The sequence below is a fragment of the Proteus hauseri genome (assembly GCF_004116975.1).
Classification (GTDB): domain Bacteria; phylum Pseudomonadota; class Gammaproteobacteria; order Enterobacterales; family Enterobacteriaceae; genus Proteus; species Proteus hauseri.
This window is the reverse complement of record NZ_CP026364.1, coordinates 2,008,169-2,031,591: the sequence shown is the minus strand read 5'-3', so window position 1 is coordinate 2,031,591 and position 23,423 is coordinate 2,008,169. Positions and strand designations below refer to the sequence as shown.

Below are 23,423 nucleotides of genomic sequence, written 5' to 3'. Positions count from 1 at the left end.
AGGAAAGTAATGAATCAGAATCAACTTCCTAAGCGCTCTGATGAACCTATTTTCTGGGGATTATTTGGTGCAGGTGGTATGTGGAGTGCAATTGTCTCTCCTGCCGTTATTATCCTGCTTGCCATTTTAATTCCAATGGGTATTGCGCCAGAAGCATTTACTTATGACCGTATCATGGCATTTAGCCAAAGTTTTATTGGCCGTATTTTCTTACTGCTGATGATAATTTTACCGGTCTGGTGTGCACTGCACCGTATTCACCATACACTGCACGATTTTAAAGTGCATGTCCCTGCAAGCAAATGGGTATTCTATGGTGGTGCAGCAATTATCAGCGTTATCGCAATTATCGGTGTCTTCACACTGTAATTGATAAGTGATTGATAATAAACTAAAAAGCCACTCGAATGAGTGGCTTTTTTTATAAATATATTCGCTATAATTAACTGGCTAATTTCAAACCAATAATACCAAAAATTATCATCGCTAAACTCAGCAAACGATAAATATTGGCAGATTCACCAAAGACCAAAATACCAAAAATCGCAGTACCAACAGCCCCTATACCAGTCCAAATCGCATAAGCCGTGCCCGCAGGTAAGCCTTTCATCGCATAAGATAGCATTCCCATACTCACAATCATGGCCGTTATCGTAATAATGCTTGGTGTTAGTCGCGTAAATCCATGAGTGTATTTCAAGCCAACAGCCCAAACTATCTCAAGTAAACCAGCAACAAATAGAATTGCCCAGGACATAAATTACCCCTTTTATATATATTTGGGGTCGTCCCCTGAATAAACAACAGAAAGCTGGGTCGTCCCAGCTTCAGAGAAATGAGATTGAATTATAAGAAAAAGTAATAAAGCATGCAATAGCTTGAAATTTATTCAAACTTGTTTAGGCGCGCCCTCTTCACCATAAAGAAAAGCAGAAACATCGTCTTCAACTTCCCCCATTGCCATCAACGCATCAAGTGTTTCTTTAGCTTCTTCTTCATTGACGATACTCATAGCAAAGCCTACATGCACTAACACCCATTTTCCAATCATGGACGACGGCTCGCCCTCACAAACTAGAGCAATATTGACTTCTCGTTTAACGCCACAAACATCGACCATTGCGTTGTCAGTGATTGTTTTTCCTACTTCCACAACTTGACCCGGAATACCAAGACACATAACAACCCCTATTCGATCTCTATTTGCTTAATACGCATTGCATCATCATTTTCAACACGCAAATTTTGGCTGCCACAAGAAGGACACCCTGCGTTAAATTCAGAGACAGTAACAACCTGATGACAATCCCAACACCATGCTTTAGCAGGAATGATGTCGATATGAAGCTCGCATCCTTGTGCGAGAGTGTCTCGGCAAACAATATCAAAACAGAATTCAAGCGCACTCACTTCAATACATGAAAGTGCGCTAATCTCCATCCACACACTTTTTATCTTTTGCGCATTATTTTGTTTTGCTTGTGAATCGATAATTTCAAATGCGCTTTGGCAAAGTGTTATTTCATGCATGTCAGTACCTTATTGATGCCAGATAAATAATAGCAACTATAGTATCAGTACATAGTTGCCCTATTATTGATCTTAGAACAATAAATCAGCACCACTTTCAAAAGCGGCACGACGACGGCGTTCTTTTACCATATCTTCAAGCGCATCTCTATCGATACACACTAACGCATGAGTAGGACATACCTCAACGCATGCAGGACCTTCTTCTCGGTGATGACACAAATCACATTTATTTGCTTCTGCTTTAAAGGAATCAATTGTATTAAGTGCAGTTAATTTACGCATTACAGGGCGAGATACCACTTCCATAGTACCGTAAGGACAAGCAATCACACAGGTTTTACAACCAATGCATTTTTCCTGATCCACATAATAATAATCTTTATTATGAATAATCGCGCCATTAGGACAAACATTGGCACAAGGGGCGTCTTCACATTGATGACAAACAACGGCGGTACTAATAGTGAACCCTTTTACAACATGAATACGTGGTTGAAAATTTTGCTCAGTGATTTGCTCAATGGCTAAATTATCTTGTTCAGCTTGTTGATGCGACACAACACAAGCAACTTCACAAGTGTGGCAACCAATGCATTTTTTAGGGTCTGCAATGATGAAACGGTTCATCATATTCTCCTGCTATCTGTTATATGGTCGTTATATATGGCGATAAACGTATTTAATTATCTAATTAAGAATAATAATTATGATATCTATGCACTTAATCTAGCATTGTTCATGCCAATATATTTACGAACTAACTATTCCTTATTTTTCAATTAAATAATTCATAAATAAAAATGATTATTAATTATCATTTAGTCACTTCGTCAAATTACTCGACAATTTTGACGATATAATAACTGGCTATATAAATAATTATATATCGAATTGATAAATTTAAATTTTCACTATTGATCGCAAACACAAAAATAGCGTACTGGATCAAAAATGATTCAGTCATTCATATAATTTTATTATAAACCTACTACAATATAGCTAATTTTTTAGGGCAATCGGTGGTGTCATGAAATTAAGCAGTAACAATGCTGAAACTATGGAAAGCCTTCGTAATGAGCGTAATCAATATCGTATCCTAGTCGATATTACTAATTCAGTATTAGCTCATTTGGATATGGATGGTCTTATTTCTGAAGTCTCTAAAGAAATACATCGTTTTTTTGGACTAAACCATATTAGTCTTATGTTAAGTCGTACTTCATCACAAAATAGTAATGAAGTTATTCTTTATTCTAGTCGTTATCAGACTGGAAAATCCGTTATTCGTCAACAAAGAAAGTTTAGTAGCGCGAATAACAAAGCAGAAGAAATTATTAATCAAAATAAACCTGTCTTAATCGATATTAATAATGAAGATCAAGACGATGTATTGATTAAACGTCTCGTTAAACAAGACATGAAGACGGCTTTGTTATTGCCACTGGCTTTTAATCATAAACCTGTCGGGCTATTAATTCTTGCTCATGAAATAGCAGGCGTTTTTACTGAAGATACTTGCCAATTATTGCAACAAATTGCAGCTCGTATCGGTATTGCTATTGAAAATGCCGCAGCATATGAAGAAATAACGCATCTTAAAGACAGTTTAAAGAATGAAAATATTTGGCTCAATGAACAAATAGATAAAAACGCCTGCTTTAGTGAGATTATTTACCAAAGCGATGCCATGCATAATGTGCTAGAACAAATTGAATTAGTGGCTAAAAGTGATAGTACCGTTCTTATTTTAGGTGAAACAGGAACAGGTAAAGAACTTATTGCACGAGCAATCCATCGATTAAGCCTACGCAAAGATAAATCGATGATAAAAATGAACTGTGCCGCAGTGCCCTCAGGATTACTTGAAAGTGATCTTTTTGGTCATGATAAAGGCGCATTTACAGGCGCAACAAGCACGCATATTGGTCGCTTTGAAATGGCAGATCGCAGCACCCTATTTCTTGATGAAATTGGTGATATGCCAATAGAGTTACAACCAAAATTATTACGTGTATTACAAGAGCGAGAAATAGAAAGACTCGGCGGTAATAAAGTTATTCCTGTTGATGTACGTCTAATTGCTGCGACTAATAAAGATTTATGTGAGTTAACGGATGATGGTGATTTTAGAGAAGACCTTTATTATCGATTAAATGTTTTTCCTATCATTATTCCACCACTAAGAGAGCGCCCAGAAGATATTCCATTATTAGCCAAATATTTCACGCAAAAAATAGCTCGTAGAATGGATAGGAATATTGAATGCATTCCTGCCAATGCACTAGAGCAATTAACGCATTACCCTTGGCCAGGTAATGTGCGTGAACTGGAAAATATTATTGAACGTGCAGTTATTTTAACAAGAGGTTCAACATTAAATCTCCAATTAAAAGAGCTACATATCAATAAGCCTTCGCGTTTAAAACAGGTATTAACTCAACCATCATCAATTGAAAAACGTATGCAAACCAATGCACCGGAAAGTGATGATGAAGAGCGAGAACGGATTATTCAAGCATTAAGAGAAACAAATGGCGTTGTAGCAGGTGCTAGAGGTGCAGCATTAAAATTAGGATTAAAACGCACAACGTTATTATCACGGATGCAACGTTTAGGTATTTCAATTCCAGAAGTACTTTAATTCTAAAGTACTACCTCATTATTTCATGTAAAGAGAGTGTAATTAATTTATTACACTCTCTTTTTTGATACATTTGAAACTTATTTATCTCTTTCTATACTGTAGTTGATTATATTTTTTCAATTATCCCCACTTATTATAATTAATAATATAAACCATCAATGGAGCATATTATCTATGAACGACCTGCTTATAAATAAAATCCGTGAAATAAAAGAAGAATACAAGAAAAATAAACATGTTTTTATTCCTCAAGCCGTTGTTATTGATTTAATTAAAAACTTAGGAGGTGAAGAAAAAGATATCAATGAACTAATAAACTATGGTGACTATTTAGCACAAGATCCTACACTGTCATTCCGTCATACTCGCACAGGGCGCTATCTTTTCGATAATGATATCAAGACTATCTCTCGCTTAGAATATCAGCCATTTGTTCTGACTGAAGAAGATGGTTTTATTCGGGAAGACAGCGGCGCTCAGAGGCACTTTAGAGCGATTGATGATCGTTGGCAAAGCAATAGCGCCTATCAAGCATTATTAAAACTCAAAATGTTATTAATTGAAGGTAATACCTTTACGCCTCGTCGTTTAACCAATCCATTATCATCAAAATTAATTTCAACTGTTTTTCATTTAAGATTAATTGCTCAGCCCAATTCTTTAAGCGAACTTTCTATTGAAGGTGTTCATAAAGATGGCGTTGATCACACCATGATAGTAATGATGAATAAGAATAATGTTAAAGATAATTCAGGTGCTTTACGTGTTCATTCACCCGCGGAGGAAATAGGTACGCCTTGGCAAGAAATTAGTCATGAAAACATTCTCTATGAACATAATAATGCACAACATTTCGATATATTATTAATTGCTGATAATGAATTAAATCATAGTGGCACACCTATTTTTACACATGATAATAACAATCAGGCTTACCAAGATTTTATCGTTCTATTATCTCGTTATCCAACGGTTGAATCTCACCCTGCTCATCAATTTGACTCAATAAATGTGCATCCTGATTTACCTTTAACAGTACATTTAAATCAGCCTTAAATAACGTTATAGCAAAACAAGTGTAATGGTAAATTAAAATCGTTGAGCTCGACTTAGTAACAAATCAATCATTAAGACTAGGTTTGATTCAAAAGAAGAGCTCTCGATAGTATCGCATTGAAAACTAATTGCATCGTCATAAATAGGAAAATGAATATCCGCAATTTCAGCTAACGAATTAGCGCTCGCCCTAGTAAATGCGACTATTTTCATACCAATACTTTTGGCTATTTTGGCTTTTTCTAATACTTGAGCCGTTTCACCACTACGAGAAATCGCAATAAACACCGTATAGCGAGAAGCATTATTAATAAAAATATTCTTACTATCGCTTAGCCCTGAAAGAAACGCATCTTTACCAATAAGCTGTAAACGCTTACTAATGTATTCTGAAAAAATATGCGAAAAACCCGTGCCATAAATAAAGAAAGAATTTTTACCATTGATTAAATCAACAAAATATTTTTTACGTTCATCGGGAATAAGTGAAAAAGTTTTCAGGTAATTAGCTAAAAACTGATCAAAAAGAGGTTCAGCAATAGTACTCTCATCGGTAACAAGCACTTTTGATATCGGTGTTGTCGATAATAGCTGCTTACAATAATAAACCAGCTCGCTATAGCCCGAAAAACCTAATTTTTGGCACAGCCGCATAATCGTTGTTGTTGAAACAAAATTAACTTCTGCTAGCTGTCGAATAGTTAATTTTCCTATTTGAGATGGATTATCAATAAGATAGGAAAGAATACGATATTCTGCGCGAGTTAATTCTGTGGCTTTTGATAATAAAGATGATAATCGAGCTGACATAACTGTTACCTCATTGATACATCATCCTCATCAAAGGAAAATGCTGTTCCTATTATAGAACAGCATTTTATTCAATTATCATTTAACAGCAAGGTTTGAGATCAAACACGTTTACCCTTTACATAAGCTTTGCGTAATTCAGGCCAATACGCTTGATTTGCTTCAATCATATCATCCAAAATTTTCTTCGCATGAATCACGCTAGGAACCGTTTTATTCAGCGTAAAAGCTTCGAGCGCCTTTTCGTAACTCCCTTCTAGTGTTGCTTCCACCAGCAATTGTTCTGAGGCTAATTGTTGCTCAAGCAAAGTACGGTGAAAACGTGGAATATCACCAATACGAATAGGTTCAGGGCCATGAGAAGTAATATAAGCTGGTACTTCTACCATTGCGTCATAAGGTAAATCCGCAATTGCCCCTTTGTTTTCAACAATCACTAAATGGCGCTGGCGTAAATCAAACGCCAAAGAACAAGCGACATCGACAATAAAGGCACCATGAACACCAACATGGAATGCATCAGGTAAAATCCCCGTTTCTTTATATTCGCGAGCCGCCTCAAATAGCCGCTTTTCACGACCATCCATTACTTCATTTGCACGAGTGTAATCAGGATCCTGATGCTCAACAATATAATTTGGCATCAGATAATATTGTAAATACGGGTTTGGAATATATTCTGGAAACGCATCCATTAGCGGCTGAATATGACGCCATGTTTTTACCCATGAAGGATCAGAATGCTGAGGATCAGTTTGTGCGGCATCTTCAGTTAAAAGACCAAACTTGGCGATATGTTCACGTAACTCTGGCAGCTTTTCTTCCCCTTTTACACGAACAGAGGTAAACCAGCCAAAATGGTTTAAACCAAAATAATCAACATCTAAATCATGGCGATCAACATTTAATACCGCCGCCATATTACGCATTGCAGCAACTGGCATGTCACAGATATTAAGTACACGCGCATTAGGACGTAAACGGCGCACACCTTCAGCCACTATCGCCGCAGGATTGGAATAGTTTACAATCCATGCTTTAGGGTTTGCATATTGTTCAACTAAATCAATTAACTCAACCATAGGTAAAATGGTACGTAAGCCATAAGCTAATCCACCTGGCCCACAGGTTTCTTGCCCTACAACACCATAACGTAGGGGAATTTTTTCATCTTGTTCACGCATTTTATATTGCCCAACACGCATTTGCGCAAAAACAAAATCAGCGCCATCAAATGCTGTTTTCGCATCCGTTGTTACCGTGAATTTTATGCTATCACTATGATCACGGATCACTTTTTCAACCACTGGCGCAATAGTGTCTTGGCGCTCTTTATCGATATCGTATAAACGAATCTCACTTAATGGAAAATCATCTAAACGAACCATTAGGCTTTTTACAATTCCTGGGGTGTAGGTACTTCCGCCGCCAGCAATGCTTAAGATAAAAGGTGATTTATTCATTTGTCTTTCTCCAATCAAAGTGCGGCTTCGACCGCTTCACGCATTTGTTTCACATGTAATCCATAAACGACCTGAACATTATTACCGTGGCGAACAACGCCTTTAGCTCCGGTTTTTTTCAGTAGTTCTTCATGGATTGCATCGACATTTTTAACAATGACTCTTAAGCGGGTATAACAATTATCAACAACTTCAATATTGTCACGACCTCCTAGTCCTTCAATAATCTCTTCACCTAAGCTATTGATTGTTTTATTTATTTGTTCTGGCATGCCACTTTCGGCTTTCTTTTGATAATCTTCTTTGCTGTACAAACGTGTTTCTTCATCATCATCTTCACGACCCGGAGTTTTAAGATTAAGTTTTAAAATCAAAGTTCTAAAGATAACGAAGTAGAGCACCGACATAATCAAACCCACCACGATATACATAGGCCAATTTGATTTTTCAGTTCCCAGCGGTAAGTTATATAAGATGAAATCAATTACACCATTTGCACCTATGGCGTGGACACCTAACAAGTAAAACAGCATCATGCCGATACCTGTTAATATGGCATGTACAAAAAATAGAATCGGTGCAACAAATAAGAAGGAAAACTCAAGAGGTTCGGTAACACCAAGCAAAAGAGAAGTTGCCGCCGCGGGAATTAAAATCGCCTTTGCCATCTGTTTTTTCTCTTTTTTCGCTACAGAAATCATGGCTGCTGCCGCGGCAGTTAAACCAAACATTTTAGCAATACCACGAGCATCCCAAATAACTGTGCTACTGAGTTGTTTGACTTCAGGGCACGCCATTTCAGCAAAATAGATATTCCTTGCACCTTGATAGGTCGTGCCACAAACATCAGCAACACCGCCTAATTCTGTATATAAGAACGGGGTATAAACTAAATGGTGTAAACCTGTTGGAATAAGAATACGTTCTAAGAAACCGTAAATAAGTGCACCAAATGCGCCTGAATCATGAATAATCAGCGCCATTTTGGTGATACCCGCCTGTGCAAATGGCCAAATCTCACACATTAAAACCGCAAGCGCGATAGTCAATGGGATAGCAATAATCGCGACAAAACAGTGCCCCGAATAAATCGCCATAATGCCGTTAAATTGACGACCTGAATAACGGTTATAAAGCCATCCAGATATTGCACCTGTTAAGATACCAGCAAACACGCCCATTTCGAGAACTTGAACACCAAGTACCATCCCTTGCCCAGCAGCTCGCATTTCTTCAGCACTGACCAGTTTTCCCTGTAATGTCAGCGTAATATTCATGGCATTAGTAAAAATAACAAACGTCACTAAGCCAATTAATCCAGCATAGCCTTTATCTTTTTTTGCCAATCCAACAGGAATACCAACAGCAAAAATAAGGGCGAGATTAATTAAAATGGCAACAGAGGATTTTGCCAGTAATTGTCCAACACTTTGAATAATTGGGTGATTTAAAAAGGGAACATACTCTGCAAGATTACCATTACCAAAAACATTACCCAGTGCAATATATAAACCAACTATCGGCAATATCAGTACCGGGCCGTATAAAGACTTTCCAAACGCTTGTAGGGCATTAATGAGTTTTTTCATACTGTATCTCGTTGTTGTTTTCTTACACTCATTTCCATATCAGCATCCTGCGCTGGCATAAAATAAAAAGCAATTTATCCACTTGATTTAGAAACAGATTACTTTAAAAGTAACATGTTACTTTTTTAACTGTGAACTCACTCAAGCTTGATAAACAAACTAAAAATAAGATGTTTTTAACTTATTAATAAAGAGAGAAAAAATGTCATTAAATCGAGGAGTAACAAAGAAAGACCAAATAAAACCAACAAAAAACCGACCTTAATGACATTCTATTCATTAAGGTCGGTTTTAGTAGCACAACCACCGTATTAACAAGATTAGCCTTCGGCGGCTTCTCTTAAACGGCGTTTAATATTGTTGTATTCTGTTTTCACAAAGTGTTCAGCCTGAGTCTGTTCTTTAATTGGCTCAACACAAACGGCACAATATTTATACTCTGGCGTTTTAGTGATTGGACTTAAGTTTTCTGCAACCAACTCATTACAAGCCCCAATCCACCATTGGTAAGTCATATAAATCGCACCTTTATTAGGGCGATCACTCACAGCAGCACGAGTAATAACTTTACCTTGGCGTGAACGTATCCAAACTAACTCTTGGTCTTTAATACCCAGCTGTTTTGCATCTTCAGTGTTTAACTGAACATAGCCTGGTTCATCAGCCAATGCAGCGAGGGCTTTACAGTTACCCGTCATTGAGCGGCAAGAGTAGTGCCCTACTTCACGAACTGTTGCCAACACCATTGGGAACTCATCAGAGAGTTTATCAATAGGTGGAGCCCATTCGCAGGTAAAGAATTGACCTTTACCATTAGGTGTATCGAATTGACCGCCTTCATACAAATATTGTGTACCTGGGCTATCTTCTGTTGGGCAAGGCCATTGAATATAAGCCAAGTCCGCCATTTTTTCGTAAGTTGCACCGTAATAGATTGGGCATAGCTCACGCAACTCATCCCAAATTTCTTTGGTATTGTTGTAATGCATTGGATAACCCATTGCCGTAGCCATCAGACTGATGATTTGCCAGTCTGTTTTCACATCACCAACAGGTTCAACAGCTTTGTAGAAACGTTGAAAACCACGGTCTGCTGCGGTATAAACACCTTCATGTTCCCCCCATGATGTCGCAGGGAAAATAACATCAGCAATAGCTGCTGTTTTGGTCATAAAGATATCTTGTACAATCAGCAAATCTAGTTTTTCAAAAGTTCTACGAATAGTTGCTAAATCAGGCTCAGTTTGTAATGGATCTTCGCCCATAATATAGTGCGCTTTTAACAGCCCATGATCGATATTATGAGGTACTTCACTTAACGCATAGCCCACTTCTTCAGGCATTGATTCAATGCCCCAAAATTTAGCAAATTTCTCACGCGCATTTGCGTCAGTGACATACTGATAACCTGGTAATGTGTTTGGTAATGCACCCATATCACAAGCACCCTGTACGTTGTTTTGACCACGAACAGGACCAACACCTACATATTTTTTACCAAAATTACCCGTTAATAATGCCAAGCTTGTCAATGAGCGAACCGTTTCAACACCTTGATAGAACTGGGTTACACCCATTCCCCAAAGAATTGTTGCTGTTTCTGCTTTTGCATACATACGCGCCGCTTCACGTATTATTTGCGCACCTAAACCTGTTGTTTCTTCAACCGATTCTGGTGTGTATTTTTTAACTAACTGACAATATTCTTCAAATTGTTCAGTATGATTTTCAACAAAGGATTTATCATATAACCCCTCTTCAATAATCACATGAGCGATAGCATTTAATAACGCAATATTTGAACCGTTTTTCAGTGCCAAGTGCAAATCAGCTAAACGGGCTGTTTCGATGTAACGTGGGTCACATACGATAATTTTGGCACCCTTTTCTTTCGCCTTAACAATACGGCGAGCAACAATAGGATGCGAGTCTGCGGCGTTATAACCGAAGACAAATAGACATTTGGTATCCTCAATCTCAACGATTGAGTTACTCATAGCACCATTACCGACCGAACGCTGCAGACCTGCAACCGAAGGGCCGTGTCAGACACGAGCACAGCAGTCTATATTATTATTTCCGATAACCGCACGCGCGAATTTCTGCATAACGAAGTTAGCTTCGTTACCAGGTCCACGAGATGAACCGGTTGTCATAATAGATTTAGCACCGTATTTCTCTTTGATAGCAAGTAGTTTGCTACTGGCAAACTCAATGGCTTCTTCCCAAGAAACCGATTCTAGCTTTCCGCCTCTTTCACGACGGATCATCGGTGTTTTAAGGCGTGGAGTCAGTATCTTAGTATCATGGATAAAATCCCATCCATAATACCCTTTCAGACACAGCTCACCTTGGTTTGTTAAACCATTAGCCCCTTCAGCGCCAATGATTTTACCGTTTTCCACCTTCAGGTAGATTTTGCATCCTGAGGCGCAATACGGACAGACCGTGATGACTTTTTTCATCAACATTGCTCCTGTGTTCATCAACTTTCAGGTTAATACCTGATTCTCTCCTTTATCTATGCAGAGAGTGTGCCAAATAAGCAGTTATTTTTTATAACAGCACAACAAATTGATATATAAAGAAAATAAAACATTAAAGAGATATTAGAAATGGCGATAATGAAAAAAATACAGGAGATAATCGACACTAATGACGATCTTTATGTCGATATTTGTTTGGCATAAAAGCGACATTTTTTTCTGTAAAAAAGAAACCATGAGGGATCTGCTGTCAATAACCTTTTGAGTCATCAACATTTTTAAGTAAATACGCCTATTTGTACGCCGCTATCTCACTATCAGCCTTATTATCTGGCGACAAATAGTTAATATTTCTATTTATATTCTTACTTATTGTAATTATTAGAAACTAATCATTTCAATAACAATAGGTTTAAAACAAAAAATTTTTAAATTTCAATAAAAAAAAGCACATAATACTGAACCAGAAAACAGCCTTGTGGTCTTAAAGACCTCTACACCATAAATTTTGATAATAATTTAATATGCAAAAGTTAAAGTTTTTAAGATTTTCTAAAGAAAACATTGCCCTTTTTTTAGCCATTTATATCGGTTTTTTTCTTAATCTTTCTGTTTATATTGGGCGTTTTGGCACCCAAAACACACATAACATCATCATTGATTCGTTATATTTGTTGGGTGAAATCGCAGTTAATATTGCCTTTACCTTCTTTTTACTCCGATTGCTTTCATTCTTTGGTACGCTATTTTTTAAAATAATCGCGTCTTTTATTTTAATTGTCAGTGTTTGTGCTAGCTATTACATCTCGTTTTTCGATGTGGTTATTGGCTATGGCATTATTATTTCAACACTAACAACAGACATTGATTTATCAAAAGAAGTTATTAGCTTAAATACCATGTTGTGGATTGCAGGTTTATCTATTTTGCCTTTAGTGGTTATTTGGCTATGCAAGAAACCAGATCCTAATTTAACTAATACGCAAAAAAAGAAAATATGGATAAAAAATACCACCATAATGGTTGTGATCGCTCTTGCTGTTTTTGCTTATCTAAAAACATTAGATTCAAGACAAAAAGCGTATGAAATTCGTAACAATCTTGATTTACCGAGTTACAGTGGCGGCTTAAGTTATGCGTTTTTACCAACAAACTGGATTATTCCATTGTTTCAATATGGAATAACTCGCTATGACGATACCTTTAATAACCAACAGCTGTTTAATCCAGCAGACCATTTCACCTATCAACCATCAAAAGTGAATGACGATGTGTATGTCGTGTTTATTATTGGTGAGACGGCAAGATGGGATCATATGGGGTTATTAGGCTATGAAAGAGAAACAAATCCACTATTAACACAAGAAAAAAATCTTGTTGCATTTCGTGGCATCTCTTGTGATACGGCAACTAAACTCTCATTAAAATGTATGTTTGTTCGTGAGAATGGTACTGATGATAACGACCAGCGGACACTAAAAGAAAACAATATTTTCTCTATTCTTAGACAGCTAGGTATGACATCTGAACTTTATTCTATGCAAAGCGAGCTTTGGTTTTACAATAAACTCGATTTAAATAATTACGCAATGAAAGAGATGATGACAGCAAAAAACAGTAATTTTGGTAAAGAATTAGATGATACATTGCTCATTGCTGAAACGGCTAATTCTGTGGCTAATTACCCTAAAGGAAACCATTTAGTTATCTTACATACTAAAGGTTCTCATTTTATGTATTCACAACGTTATCCTGAATCATTTAAAAAATACCAACCAGAATGTTTAAATGTCGATGATGAGTGCACTAAAGAACAATTAGTTAATGCTTATGATAATTCTATCCTTTATACGGACTATTTTATTGATGGTGTATTAGATACATTGCGCGATAAAAAAGCGATAGTGTTTTATACCTCTGATCATGGTGAATCAATTTCTGAAAATGGCGGCTTACACGGTACACCAAAAGAAATTGCACCAGAAGAGCAATTTAAAGTGCCATTCTTAGTATGGATGTCTGATAGCTATTTAGCTGAACCAGAAAACAAAAAACTATTTGATAATTTAAAACGTAACCAAGAACAAGAACGCGTTTTTTATCATCACAATATTTTTGATTCAATGCTAGGTTGTTTAGGTTATACCTCTACTGATGGGGGGATAAATAACAAAAATAACCTCTGTTTTGGTGATACACCATCGGCCAAAGAATAAATATTTTAAATTGAAAACATTTTTTAAATAGATAAATAAAAACCACACTCAATATTCAGTGTGGTTTTTTTATTATTTAATAAAATAAGCTCTTTCTGTTTATTTTTTACAACCATAAATTATCCTCATTATAAATAGAATTATTGGTTCGAGTAATAAGACCTTAGCTGGGCCATTCTCTTTAGTATCATCAACCATCTCCCAACCAATTGATTTACTTTTAAATCCCATCCAAATATGTCCAAATGTAGATTCCTTTGATTTCTCATTATTTCAGGAATAAAATGTACCCGACGGAGCCATTTTTACTGTGATTTTTTCTCTAATTGTATAATTTTTTCCTTTTATTTCATCTCGCGCTATAAGACCAAAATCTTTTCCAATATTATTATTCATAACATAATCTATCATAAGAATAGTGAAGTAAAAATATGACGATATGCTTGGTGTTTTGACTTTTACATAAAAGAAAAACCTCACTTAATTTATTTATAAAATGAGGTTTTTAATGAATTAAATAAACGATAACAGAAGGATTATTTAAAATCAGCCTCTGTATAAAGTTGAGTGGCTTGAATATCTTTCACTGTTTTAGTACCACCTAACATCATATTAATTTTCAATTCTTTATTTAATTGTTGGATAACTGAATTTACACCTTCAGCACCCCCTAAATTTAAGCCATAAAGAATTGGACGACCTATCGCAACAACATCAGCACCACTTGCTAATGCTTTAAATACGTGAGAGCCACGACGTACACCACTATCGAAAACGATAGGTACACGCTTGTTCACAACTTTTGCAATAGCAGGTAATACATCAATCGTTGCTGGCGCACTATCTAATTGACGACCACCATGATTTGATACCCAAATTGCATCTGCACCGGCTTTAATTGCAGTGTCAGCATCTTCTGGTGATTCGATACCTTTCACAATAACAGGTAAACCAGACATTTTTTTCACATACTGAATATCTGCTGGGGTAAATGCTTGCTTAGCTTGCGCGTAAATTTCGCTAATACCCGCACCTTTACCCGTTTTCGATTTATCATCACTAATTTTGGCAAATGCTTCTAAGTTGGCAAAACCTAATGGGAATTGAAAATTATTTTTCACATCATCCTCACGATAACCACCCACTGAAGAGTCGATAGTCATAATGATCCCTTTAGCACCATACTGTTTCGCTTGAGACAAAATATATTCATTAAAAGCGTCGTTCTTACTCATATAAAGTTGGAAGAAGAACGGATATCCTGGCTTAGCATCAGCCACTTCTTTAATGGTTTTATTACCATAAGTACTTAATGAGAAAATAGAACCTGCTTTAGCCATACCTTTTGCTGTGGCGACTTCGCCTTGTTGATGAGCAAGCCCTTGAGCTGCCATCGGTGCCTGAATAATAGGCGTATCTAATTTAATACCTAAGAATTCTGTTTTTAAATCTAAATCAGAAAATTCGATGCCTTGTAGTGCGCGTGGCATTATATATTTTTTATCAAATGCTTTTGTGTTGGCACGTAAATTATTTTCATCTTCAGCACCACCGCGAATATAACCAAAGGCGCCTTTTTCCATATTTCCTTTAACTTGATTTTCCATTGCATTCAAGTTAACTATTTTTATTGGACCTTCAGCTGTACTTGCTTTATATTCCGCAGCTTGTGCAACGCCAATGCTTAATGCCATTGCAATAGCCGTTGTCTTTAATATTTTGTTTTTCATTTCTTATCCAGCGTATTATAAATAAAGGGCTTACACTTATTAATTAATAAAATAGTTTTATTAACTAACATCTGTAGTGATAAATATAAGCCCTATTTTTACGGCGAACTTAAATTAATCGCTTATTTTTTTGTTAAAGCATCATAGCTTGTCATTAAATTACGATAGTCAGGAATATGATTTGCAAATAGCGTTCCTAACCCTTCAACATCATTACGCCAATCACGGTGTAATTCACAGGCTAAACCAAACCAGTTAATCAGTTGAGCCCCCGCTTTTGACATTCTGTCCCATGCTGAATCGCGAGCTATTGAGTTAAAAGTACCTGAAGCATCGGTGACAACAAAAACCTCAAAACCTTCTTCAAGTGCTGATAACGCTGGAAATGCAACACAAACCTCAGTAACGACACCAGCAATAATCAGTTGCTTTTTACCTGTTGCTTTTACTGCTTTGACAAAGTCTTCGTTATCCCATGCATTAATTTGACCTGGACGGGCAATATAAGGTGCATCAGGAAACATCGCTTTAAGTTGAGGCATTAATGGACCGTTAGGGCCATTCTCAAAAGAGGTAGTTAAGATAGTTGGTAAATTAAAATATTTTGCAGCATCGGCTAATGCTAAAACATTATTATTAAATTTATCAGGCTCGATATCTCTTACTAAAGAAAGTAATCCAGCTTGATGGTCTACCAAAAGAACGGCGGCATTATCTTTATCAATACGATGATATTTATAGCTCATAATAATCTCCGATAGTTTAATAGGGTAAGACTCAAATAAATGATAGCAGAAAATCTATATTCAAATACTCCTCAAATATTAAGATTAATTTAAATTTATATGTAAATTTACTTTCTTATTAATTAATAAGAGATTTATCAATCTTTAATTTTAATTAAATATCACGATATTTAATTAAATATTTATTTGGTTTATATACATTTTCTTGTTTCGTTGAAAATAATTATAGTGCAATAATTGTTAAATGAATCTAAAGATTATTGTTTTAACCCTTCAAATTTTTTGTTCAAGATTTTTAGGTAATGAAGCATAAAAAAACCCCCGGCGGGCGGGGGGGAGATAAGCGCAATTAAAAGGTCTCTAAATTACTATCAGGAGATGGGTCGTTGCTTAATGACGATTACGCACGATTTGATAGCGGCGAGTTAAATATTCAACAGGTACGCTCCAAATATGTACTAAGCGGCAGAATGGAAATAATAAGAAAATCGTCATTCCTAAGAAGATATGCAATTTAAACACTAATGCCACACCTTCTAAATTGGCTGATGCACCACCGTGGAATGTCACAATAGATTGTGCCCAAGCCACCAGCTTCATCATTTCGCTGCCATCCATATGCTGAGCAGAAAATGGAATTGTGAGCAATCCTAACGCTACTTGAATAACCAAGAGTGTTAAGATCATGATGTCACCAAATGACGATGTCGCACGCACTCGTGGATTGGTTAAACGGCGCTTTAGTAGCATTACACCACCTATTAGCATTAACACACCACAAGTACCGCCCCCAACCATAGCCATTATCTGTTTGTATTCTATCGGTAAGAAAGATTCATACATCCAATGAGGCGTTAACATACCGAGAAAGTGACCAGCAAAAATACCAATGATCCCAATATGAAACAGGTTAGACGCTAAACGCATGTTTTTCTTATCTAACATCTGGCTAGAGCCAGCACGCCATGTGTATTGTCCGTAGTCGTAACGTAACCAACTACCAATAATAAACACCGCACCTGCAATATAAGGATATATATCAAACAATATCATATTGATGTAATTCATTTTTGTGCTCCCGTATCCAATGAACTCCCAAGATTGAGATATTGCACTGTCGTCTCTTTTGCAAAGCGACGTTGATGTTGGCTGATATCACTACTGCCACACTGAGCGCCCTCACCAAGGAAGGTAACTTGTTCTTCTTCCCAAACTGCATCTAAAGCGGCTGGCGTATCATCTTGAGGTTCATTTTCTACCTGACCTGCCAGTTGAGATGCTTCTAATCCACTTTCCGATAAGCATAGCAACACATCAAACAGCACATGATAATCACTGCCGCGCTGTGTTAAACGTTGCCCTAGCAGAGCCAAAATAGGGGCAATATTATTTAAGCCTTCAATACCTTCTTTGGCTGGCAGCAAAGTTAAGTATTCAAGGTAAGTTGGTAAGTAATCGGGTAATTCACGGCTATTTAGGGTGATCCCTGCTTGTTGATATTGATTTAACAGATCAACCATTGCCTGACCTCGGGAGCGAGATTCACCATGAACATGTTCAAATAGCAGCAAAGATCTTGCTCTGCCTCTATCAAATAATTCGCTGTAACTAGATTGTGCATCTAATAATTCTTGTTGCGTTAAAGTGCGAATAAACGCCATTAATTTTGCAACCTGAGTCACAGGAAGCTCATCAGCTTCCTGTAATGCATCAATCAATTCATTGCGATTTTCCCATAAATCTTCTGTGGGATAATCCAACAAGTGAGAGATAACTTTCAGAGAGATCATTATATTTTCTCCTCTGAACGACGTTCGTCTTGTGGTGTTTTCGACGTAATATCGATAGCATCAATACGATGGCTATTAAACAAATTAAATTTACTGTCGCTACCATGACAACCATCGCCAAAGCTAAAACCACAGCCATTACGTTCAGGGAATGCTTCTCTTGCTAATTCACGATGACTTGATGGAATAACAAAGCGATCTTCATAATTAGCTATCGCAAGGTAACGATACATCTCTTGAGCTTGAGCTTCAGTTAACCCAACTTGCTCTAATGCGCTCAGATCTGTAATACCTTCAACGGTTTCAGCGCGTTTATAATGACGCATTGCCAACATACGTTTTAATGCTAATAAAACAGGTTCCGTATCACCCGCAGTGAGTAAATTCGCTAAGTATTGAACCGGAATACGTAAGCTTTCAACATCAGGCAATACACCTGTATGAGGTAATACACCCGCGTCTGCCGCTGATTGAATCGGTGACAAAGGTGGCACATACCACACCATAGGGAGGGTGCGATATTCAGGGTGAAGCGGTAATGCTAATTTCCAATCTACCGCCATTTTATAAACAGGTGAACGCTGTGCCGCATCTATCACACTAAGTGGGATCCCTTGTTCTTCCGCTGCTGCAATAACTTCAGGATCAAAGGGATCTAAGAAGATATCTAATTGGCTTTGGTACAGATCTTTCTCATTATCAGCACTTGCTGCTTGTGAGATCTTATCCGCGTCATAGAGCATGACACCAAGATAACGAATACGACCCACACAGGTTTCAGAACAGAGAGTCGGCTGACCGGCTTCAATACGTGGATAACAGAAAATACATTTTTCTGATTTACCGCTTTTCCAGTTGAAGTAGATTTTTTTGTATGGGCATCCGGTTAAACACATGCGCCAACCACGACATTTATCTTGGTCGATAAGCACAATGCCATCTTCAGCGCGTTTATAAATCGCGCCACTTGGGCAAGTTGCAACACAAGCCGGATTCAGACAGTGTTCACATAAACGTGGCAAATACATCATAAATGTATTTTCAAACTGTCCATACATCTCTTTTTGCATATTAGCAAAGTTAGTATCCGCTGCACGTTTGCTAAATTCGCCGCCTAAATCATCTTCCCAGTTAGGGCCTCTTTCGATTTTAGTCATGCGCTGACCTGTTATCAGCGAACGTGGTCGTGCTGTTGGTAATGAGCCTTCTGGCGCATTTTTCAGATGCTCGTAGTCATAATCAAATGGCTCGTAATAATCATCTAATGCAGGTACATCTGGGTTTGCGAAGATTTTAGACAATAGACCAACACGGTTACCCATTCTTGGTACTAATTGGCCTTTGATATTTTTGATCCAGCCACCCTTCCACTTTTCTTGGTCTTCCCAATTTTGTGGATACCCTATACCCGGTTTGGTTTCAACGTTATTAAACCAAGCGTATTCAACACCCTCACGACTAGTCCAAACGTTTTTACAGGTAACAGAACAGGTATGGCAACCGATACATTTGTCGAGGTTCAGTACCATGCCGACTTGTGAACGAATTTTCATTATGCCTTCTCCTGTCCATTCAGGGTTTGTTGATAAGCATCGCCTTCACCATCAAGCCAATCAATCTGTTTCATCTTACGTACCACAACAAATTCATCGCGGTTAGAACCCACAGTGCCATAATAGTTAAAGCTATAAGAAAGCTGCGCGTATCCACCAATCATATGAGTTGGTTTTGGACATACACGCGTTACCGAGTTATGGATCCCACCACGCATGCCGGTTATTTCAGAACCAGGTAAATTAATTTGGCGCTCTTGCGCGTGATACATATAAATCATGCCATCTGGAATACGCTGGCTGACTATCGCTCTCGCCGTTAATGCACCATTACTGTTATAAGCTTCAACCCAATCGTTATCACGAATTCCCATCTCTTTAGCATCATCTTCACTTAGCCAAACTACAGGGCCACCACGACCTAGCGTTAACATTAATAAATTGTCGCTATAAGTAGAGTGAATACCCCATTTTTGGTGAGGAGTCAGGAAATTCAGTGCTTTTTCAGGGAAACCATTTGGTTTTTTACCTTTTACTGAATCTATTGCTTTAGTATCAATAGGTGGACGATAAACTACTAGGCTCTCGCCGTAAGCACGCATCCACTCATGATCTTGATACAATTGCTGACGACCACTAATGGTACGCCAAGGGATCATTTCATGAACGTTGGTATAACAAGCGTTATAAGAGACATGTTCATCTTCTAAACCAGACCATGTTGGGCTAGAGATAATTTTGCGTGGTTGAGCAACAATATCGCGGAAACGAATTTTTTCATCTTCTTTAGCGCTCGCCAAATGAGTATGGTCACGCCCTGTGACTTTACTCAGCGCATCCCATGCTTTTACGGCAACTTGACCGTTAGTTTCAGGGGCTAAAGAAAGGATCACTTCGGCAGCATCAATAGCGGTTTCTATCGCAGGACGTCCTTTGGCGACGCCATCATGACGTACACGATTGAGTTTCTTCAGGAAATCAACTTCAGTTTGTGTATTCCAACTAATACCTTTACCGCCATTACCTAATTTATCCATCAATGGACCCAATGAGGTAAATCGCGCATAAGTATTTGGATAATCACGCTCTACAGGAATAAGGTGCGGCGCTGTTTTACCCGGAATAAGTTCACACTCACCTTTTTTCCAATCTTTGACATCAAAAGGTTGCGCCATTTCAGCAGCAGAGTCATGCTGAATAGGCAGTGTCACTAAGTCTGTTTCCACACCTAAATGACCGACACATAATTCAGAGAAAGATTTCGCTATCCCTTTATAGATTTCCCAGTCTGTTTTTGATTCCCAAGCGGGATCTACAGCGGCAGTTAATGGATGAATAAATGGATGCATATCCGATGTATTCATATCGTCTTTTTCATACCATGTTGCCGTTGGTAACACGATATCAGAGAACAAGCAGGTGCTTGACATACGGAAGTCCAAAGTCACCACTAAATCGACTTTACCCTCGCCACCTTTGTCTTGCCATTCCACTTCTTCTGGTTTGACTTGGCCTTGCTCGCCTAAATCTTTACCTTGTAATCCATTTTCTGTACCCAGCAGATACTTCAGCAAATACTCATGCCCTTTACCGGCTGAACCCAACAAGTTTGAACGCCAAATAAATAAGTTTCGAGGGAAGTTCTGTGGATTATCGGGTTGTTCAGAAGCAAAGCGAATTTCGCCTGATTTCAGAGCATTAACAGTATAGTCAGCCGCACTCACGCCCGCTTGTTGCGCTTTTTTCGCAATCGATAATGGGTTTAAATTTAATTGTGGTGCAGAAGGCAACCAGCCCATACGTTCAGAGCGCACATTCATATCTACCAAGCTGCCGCTAAAGCGTGATTTATCTGCTAACGGCGATAATAATTCAGTTGGTGATACCGTTTCATAACGCCACTGACTTGAGTGGTTATAAAAAAACGAAGTACTATTCATATGACGAGGAGGACGCTGCCAATCTAGACCAAAAGCTAATGGCAACCAACCTGTTTGTGGACGCAGCTTTTCTTGTCCAACATAATGTGCCCAACCACCACCACTTTGACCGACACAACCACAGAAAATCAGCATATTGATAATGCCGCGATAGGTCATATCCATGTGGTACCAATGGTTAATACCAGCCCCCACAATCACCATTGAGCGACCGTGTGTTTTTTCTGCATTATCAGCAAACTCGCGCGCAATACGGGTGATATCTTGACGGCTAACACCTGTTACTTTTTCAGCCCATGCTGGGGAATAAGCTTTTACTTCATCATAAGTGGCTGCACAATTTTCATCATTTAAACCACGATCAACGCCATAGTTTGCTAACAATAAATCATAAACAGTGGTGACATACTTCTCTTCACCATTTGCAAGCGTGATACGTTTCGCTGGCAGTTTATGAACTAACACATCATCAAGAGCAACACCTTCAAAGTATTCACTTTTAATGCCACCAAAATAAGGAAAAGCGACCTCAACAACATCATCGTGGTTATCTAATAACCCCAATTGGAATGTGATTTTTTCGCCTGTTTTGCCATCTTTAGGTTCGAGATCCCATTTAGCTGCACCTTCCCAACGAAAACCCATAGAACCTTGAGGAACCACTAATTGCTGAGTTTTTTCATCAATGGCGATAGTTTTCCACTCAGGGTTTTTCTCTTGCTCGAGATTATTCACTAAATCAGAGGCACGCAGCATACGACCTGCAACTAAATTGCCAGAGTCATGTTTGTCTAACATCACCAACATTGGCATATCAGTGTAAGTGCGCACATAGTTGCGGAAATACTCCGCTTGGCGCTTAACGTGGAATTCGTTAAGAATAACGTGTCCCATCGCCATCGCCATTGCACTGTCTGTACCTTGTTTTGGATTTAACCATTGGTCACAAAGCTTAGCGATTTCAGCGTAATCCGGCGTTACTGCAACTGTTTTAGTTCCTTTATAACGCACTTCTGTGAAGAAATGCGCATCCGGCGTACGTGTTTGTGGAACGTTAGAACCCCAAGCAATTAAATAAGAAGAGTTGTACCAATCAGCCGATTCAGGAACGTCAGTTTGCTCACCCCAAGTCATTGGTGATGCAGGTGGTAAGTCGCAATACCAGTCATAGAAACTTAAGCAAGCCCCACCAATCAGTGACAAATAACGTGCACCTGCGGCATATGACACCATCGACATTGCTGGAATTGGCGAGAAACCGATAATACGGTCAGGGCCAAACTCTTTTGCCGTAAATACGTTAGAAGCAGCAATGATCTCATTAACTTCAGACCATGAGGAGCGAACAAAACCACCACGGCCACGCGCTTGTTTATAGCTTTTTGTTTTTTCAGGTGAGCTAACAATAGAAGCCCAAGCATCAACAGGATCACGGTGCTCTGCTTTTGCTTCACGCCATAATTTAATTAGGCGTTTACGCACCATTGGGTATTTAACGCGGTTAGCACTATATAAATACCAAGAATAACTTGCACCACGAGGACAACCGCGAGGCTCATGATCTGGCAGATCAGGGCGTGTACGTGGATAATCCGTTTGTTGCGTTTCCCATGTCACCAAGCCGTTTTTAACATAGATTTTCCAGCTACATGAGCCGGTACAGTTTACACCATGCGTAGAACGCACAATTTTGTCATGTTGCCAGCGGCTACGATAACCATCTTCCCAATCGCGATTAACATTTAACTCTTGCCCGTGATCCTTAGAAAAAGTATCACCAAGCTGCTTAAAATAGCGAAATCTATCGAGAAACTTACTCATCAGATGCTCTCCCAATGCGCACGATAGCGCTCACATTGCATATAAT

18 protein-coding genes are annotated in these 23,423 nt (G+C 38.2%); 4 read left to right on the top strand and 14 right to left on the bottom strand.

All coding sequences use genetic code 11. The features are described 5' to 3' along the window. Positions 1–9 precede the first annotated feature (9 nt). A complete protein-coding gene (frdD, locus tag PH4a_RS09315) occupies positions 10–369 on the top strand; it encodes a fumarate reductase subunit FrdD (protein WP_064718793.1) in 360 nt (119 codons plus the stop codon). A gap of 73 nt (positions 370–442) precedes the next feature. Here frdD and sugE read toward each other — a convergent pair whose 3' ends face one another. From sugE to hydN, 4 genes are all read right to left on the bottom strand, one after another. Then, positions 443–757, bottom strand: coding sequence for a quaternary ammonium compound efflux SMR transporter SugE (sugE, locus tag PH4a_RS09310; RefSeq protein WP_064718792.1), 315 nt, complete (start codon positions 755–757; stop codon positions 443–445). 132 nt (positions 758–889) lie between these two features. After that, positions 890–1,180, bottom strand: coding sequence for a hydrogenase maturation factor HybG (gene hybG / locus PH4a_RS09305; protein WP_129039334.1), 291 nt, complete (start codon positions 1,178–1,180; stop codon positions 890–892). Between the two features lie 8 nt (positions 1,181–1,188). Then, complete coding sequence (hypA, locus tag PH4a_RS09300) at positions 1,189–1,530, bottom strand: hydrogenase maturation nickel metallochaperone HypA (protein ID WP_064718790.1); 342 nt, start codon at positions 1,528–1,530, stop codon at positions 1,189–1,191. A gap of 72 nt (positions 1,531–1,602) precedes the next feature. Then, the gene (gene hydN, locus PH4a_RS09295; RefSeq protein WP_064718789.1) at positions 1,603–2,160 is read right to left on the bottom strand and encodes an electron transport protein HydN; all 558 of its coding nucleotides are present in this window, start codon (positions 2,158–2,160) and stop codon (positions 1,603–1,605) included. Positions 2,161–2,560: 400 nt separating this feature from the next. On the opposite strand from hydN, the gene PH4a_RS09290 reads away from it, so the two are divergent. Both PH4a_RS09290 and PH4a_RS09285 read left to right on the top strand, forming a co-directional pair. Beyond that, positions 2,561–4,174 carry a sigma 54-interacting transcriptional regulator gene (locus PH4a_RS09290; protein ID WP_129039332.1) on the top strand — a complete coding sequence of 538 codons (1,614 nt, stop codon included), beginning with the start codon at positions 2,561–2,563 and terminating at the stop codon, positions 4,172–4,174. Between the two features lie 177 nt (positions 4,175–4,351). Further along, positions 4,352–5,233: a 2OG-Fe dioxygenase family protein gene (locus PH4a_RS09285; protein ID WP_129039330.1), complete on the top strand. Its 882-nt coding sequence runs from the start codon at positions 4,352–4,354 to the stop codon at positions 5,231–5,233. Between the two features lie 33 nt (positions 5,234–5,266). Here PH4a_RS09285 and PH4a_RS09280 read toward each other — a convergent pair whose 3' ends face one another. From PH4a_RS09280 to fdhF, 4 genes are all read right to left on the bottom strand, one after another. Further along, positions 5,267–6,043: a MurR/RpiR family transcriptional regulator gene (locus PH4a_RS09280; protein WP_129039328.1), complete on the bottom strand. Its 777-nt coding sequence runs from the start codon at positions 6,041–6,043 to the stop codon at positions 5,267–5,269. 101 nt (positions 6,044–6,144) lie between these two features. Then, complete coding sequence (locus PH4a_RS09275) at positions 6,145–7,506, bottom strand: 6-phospho-alpha-glucosidase (protein WP_064718785.1); 1,362 nt, start codon at positions 7,504–7,506, stop codon at positions 6,145–6,147. 14 nt (positions 7,507–7,520) lie between these two features. Continuing rightward, complete coding sequence (locus tag PH4a_RS09270; RefSeq protein WP_129039326.1) at positions 7,521–9,095, bottom strand: PTS transporter subunit EIIC; 1,575 nt, start codon at positions 9,093–9,095, stop codon at positions 7,521–7,523. Between the two features lie 320 nt (positions 9,096–9,415). Next, positions 9,416–11,560, bottom strand: coding sequence for a formate dehydrogenase subunit alpha (gene fdhF / locus PH4a_RS09265; protein WP_129039324.1), 2,145 nt, complete (start codon positions 11,558–11,560; stop codon positions 9,416–9,418). Positions 11,561–12,105: 545 nt separating this feature from the next. Here fdhF and eptB point away from each other — a divergent pair. Continuing rightward, positions 12,106–13,797: a kdo(2)-lipid A phosphoethanolamine 7''-transferase gene (gene eptB / locus PH4a_RS09260; protein ID WP_129039322.1), complete on the top strand. Its 1,692-nt coding sequence runs from the start codon at positions 12,106–12,108 to the stop codon at positions 13,795–13,797. Positions 13,798–14,333: 536 nt separating this feature from the next. Here the strand turns inward: eptB and PH4a_RS09255 are convergent. The 6 genes from PH4a_RS09255 to PH4a_RS09230 all read right to left on the bottom strand — a co-directional run bounded on the left by PH4a_RS09255 (position 14,334) and on the right by PH4a_RS09230 (position 23,377). After that, positions 14,334–15,527, bottom strand: coding sequence for a lactate oxidase (locus tag PH4a_RS09255; protein WP_129039320.1), 1,194 nt, complete (start codon positions 15,525–15,527; stop codon positions 14,334–14,336). Positions 15,528–15,649: 122 nt separating this feature from the next. After that, entirely contained in the window at positions 15,650–16,273 is a 624-nt protein-coding gene (ycaC, locus tag PH4a_RS09250; protein WP_064718779.1) for an isochorismate family cysteine hydrolase YcaC, read from the bottom strand. A 390-nt stretch (positions 16,274–16,663) separates the two neighbouring features. After that, positions 16,664–17,341: a respiratory nitrate reductase subunit gamma gene (narI, locus tag PH4a_RS09245; RefSeq protein WP_064718778.1), complete on the bottom strand. Its 678-nt coding sequence runs from the start codon at positions 17,339–17,341 to the stop codon at positions 16,664–16,666. Next, entirely contained in the window at positions 17,338–18,063 is a 726-nt protein-coding gene (gene narJ, locus PH4a_RS09240) for a nitrate reductase molybdenum cofactor assembly chaperone (protein WP_164971537.1), read from the bottom strand. The genes narI and narJ overlap by 4 nt, the downstream gene beginning before the upstream one ends. Then, on the bottom strand, positions 18,063–19,616 hold the full coding sequence (gene narH, locus PH4a_RS09235) for a nitrate reductase subunit beta (protein WP_129039316.1): 1,554 nt from the start codon (positions 19,614–19,616) through the stop codon (positions 18,063–18,065). The genes narJ and narH overlap by 1 nt, the downstream gene beginning before the upstream one ends. After that, positions 19,616–23,377, bottom strand: coding sequence for a nitrate reductase subunit alpha (locus tag PH4a_RS09230; protein WP_129039314.1), 3,762 nt, complete (start codon positions 23,375–23,377; stop codon positions 19,616–19,618). The genes narH and PH4a_RS09230 overlap by 1 nt, the downstream gene beginning before the upstream one ends. Positions 23,378–23,423 lie beyond the last annotated feature (46 nt).

What these genes read in the sequence shown, in the direction of transcription:
- frdD (WP_064718793.1), top strand. Translation starts at nt 10, where the DNA reads ATGAATCAGAATCAACTTCCTAAGCGCTCTGATGAACCTATTTTCTGG.
- sugE (WP_064718792.1), bottom strand. Translation starts at nt 757, where the DNA reads ATGTCCTGGGCAATTCTATTTGTTGCTGGTTTACTTGAGATAGTTTGG.
- hybG (WP_129039334.1), bottom strand. Translation starts at nt 1,180, where the DNA reads ATGTGTCTTGGTATTCCGGGTCAAGTTGTGGAAGTAGGAAAAACAATC.
- hypA (WP_064718790.1), bottom strand. Translation starts at nt 1,530, where the DNA reads ATGCATGAAATAACACTTTGCCAAAGCGCATTTGAAATTATCGATTCA.
- hydN (WP_064718789.1), bottom strand. Translation starts at nt 2,160, where the DNA reads ATGAACCGTTTCATCATTGCAGACCCTAAAAAATGCATTGGTTGCCAC.
- PH4a_RS09290 (WP_129039332.1), top strand. Translation starts at nt 2,561, where the DNA reads ATGAAATTAAGCAGTAACAATGCTGAAACTATGGAAAGCCTTCGTAAT.
- PH4a_RS09285 (WP_129039330.1), top strand. Translation starts at nt 4,352, where the DNA reads ATGAACGACCTGCTTATAAATAAAATCCGTGAAATAAAAGAAGAATAC.
- PH4a_RS09280 (WP_129039328.1), bottom strand. Translation starts at nt 6,043, where the DNA reads ATGTCAGCTCGATTATCATCTTTATTATCAAAAGCCACAGAATTAACT.
- PH4a_RS09275 (WP_064718785.1), bottom strand. Translation starts at nt 7,506, where the DNA reads ATGAATAAATCACCTTTTATCTTAAGCATTGCTGGCGGCGGAAGTACC.
- PH4a_RS09270 (WP_129039326.1), bottom strand. Translation starts at nt 9,095, where the DNA reads ATGAAAAAACTCATTAATGCCCTACAAGCGTTTGGAAAGTCTTTATAC.
- eptB (WP_129039322.1), top strand. Translation starts at nt 12,106, where the DNA reads ATGCAAAAGTTAAAGTTTTTAAGATTTTCTAAAGAAAACATTGCCCTT.
- PH4a_RS09255 (WP_129039320.1), bottom strand. Translation starts at nt 15,527, where the DNA reads ATGAAAAACAAAATATTAAAGACAACGGCTATTGCAATGGCATTAAGC.
- ycaC (WP_064718779.1), bottom strand. Translation starts at nt 16,273, where the DNA reads ATGAGCTATAAATATCATCGTATTGATAAAGATAATGCCGCCGTTCTT.
- narI (WP_064718778.1), bottom strand. Translation starts at nt 17,341, where the DNA reads ATGAATTACATCAATATGATATTGTTTGATATATATCCTTATATTGCA.
- narJ (WP_164971537.1), bottom strand. Translation starts at nt 18,063, where the DNA reads ATGATCTCTCTGAAAGTTATCTCTCACTTGTTGGATTATCCCACAGAA.
- narH (WP_129039316.1), bottom strand. Translation starts at nt 19,616, where the DNA reads ATGAAAATTCGTTCACAAGTCGGCATGGTACTGAACCTCGACAAATGT.
- PH4a_RS09230 (WP_129039314.1), bottom strand. Translation starts at nt 23,377, where the DNA reads ATGAGTAAGTTTCTCGATAGATTTCGCTATTTTAAGCAGCTTGGTGAT.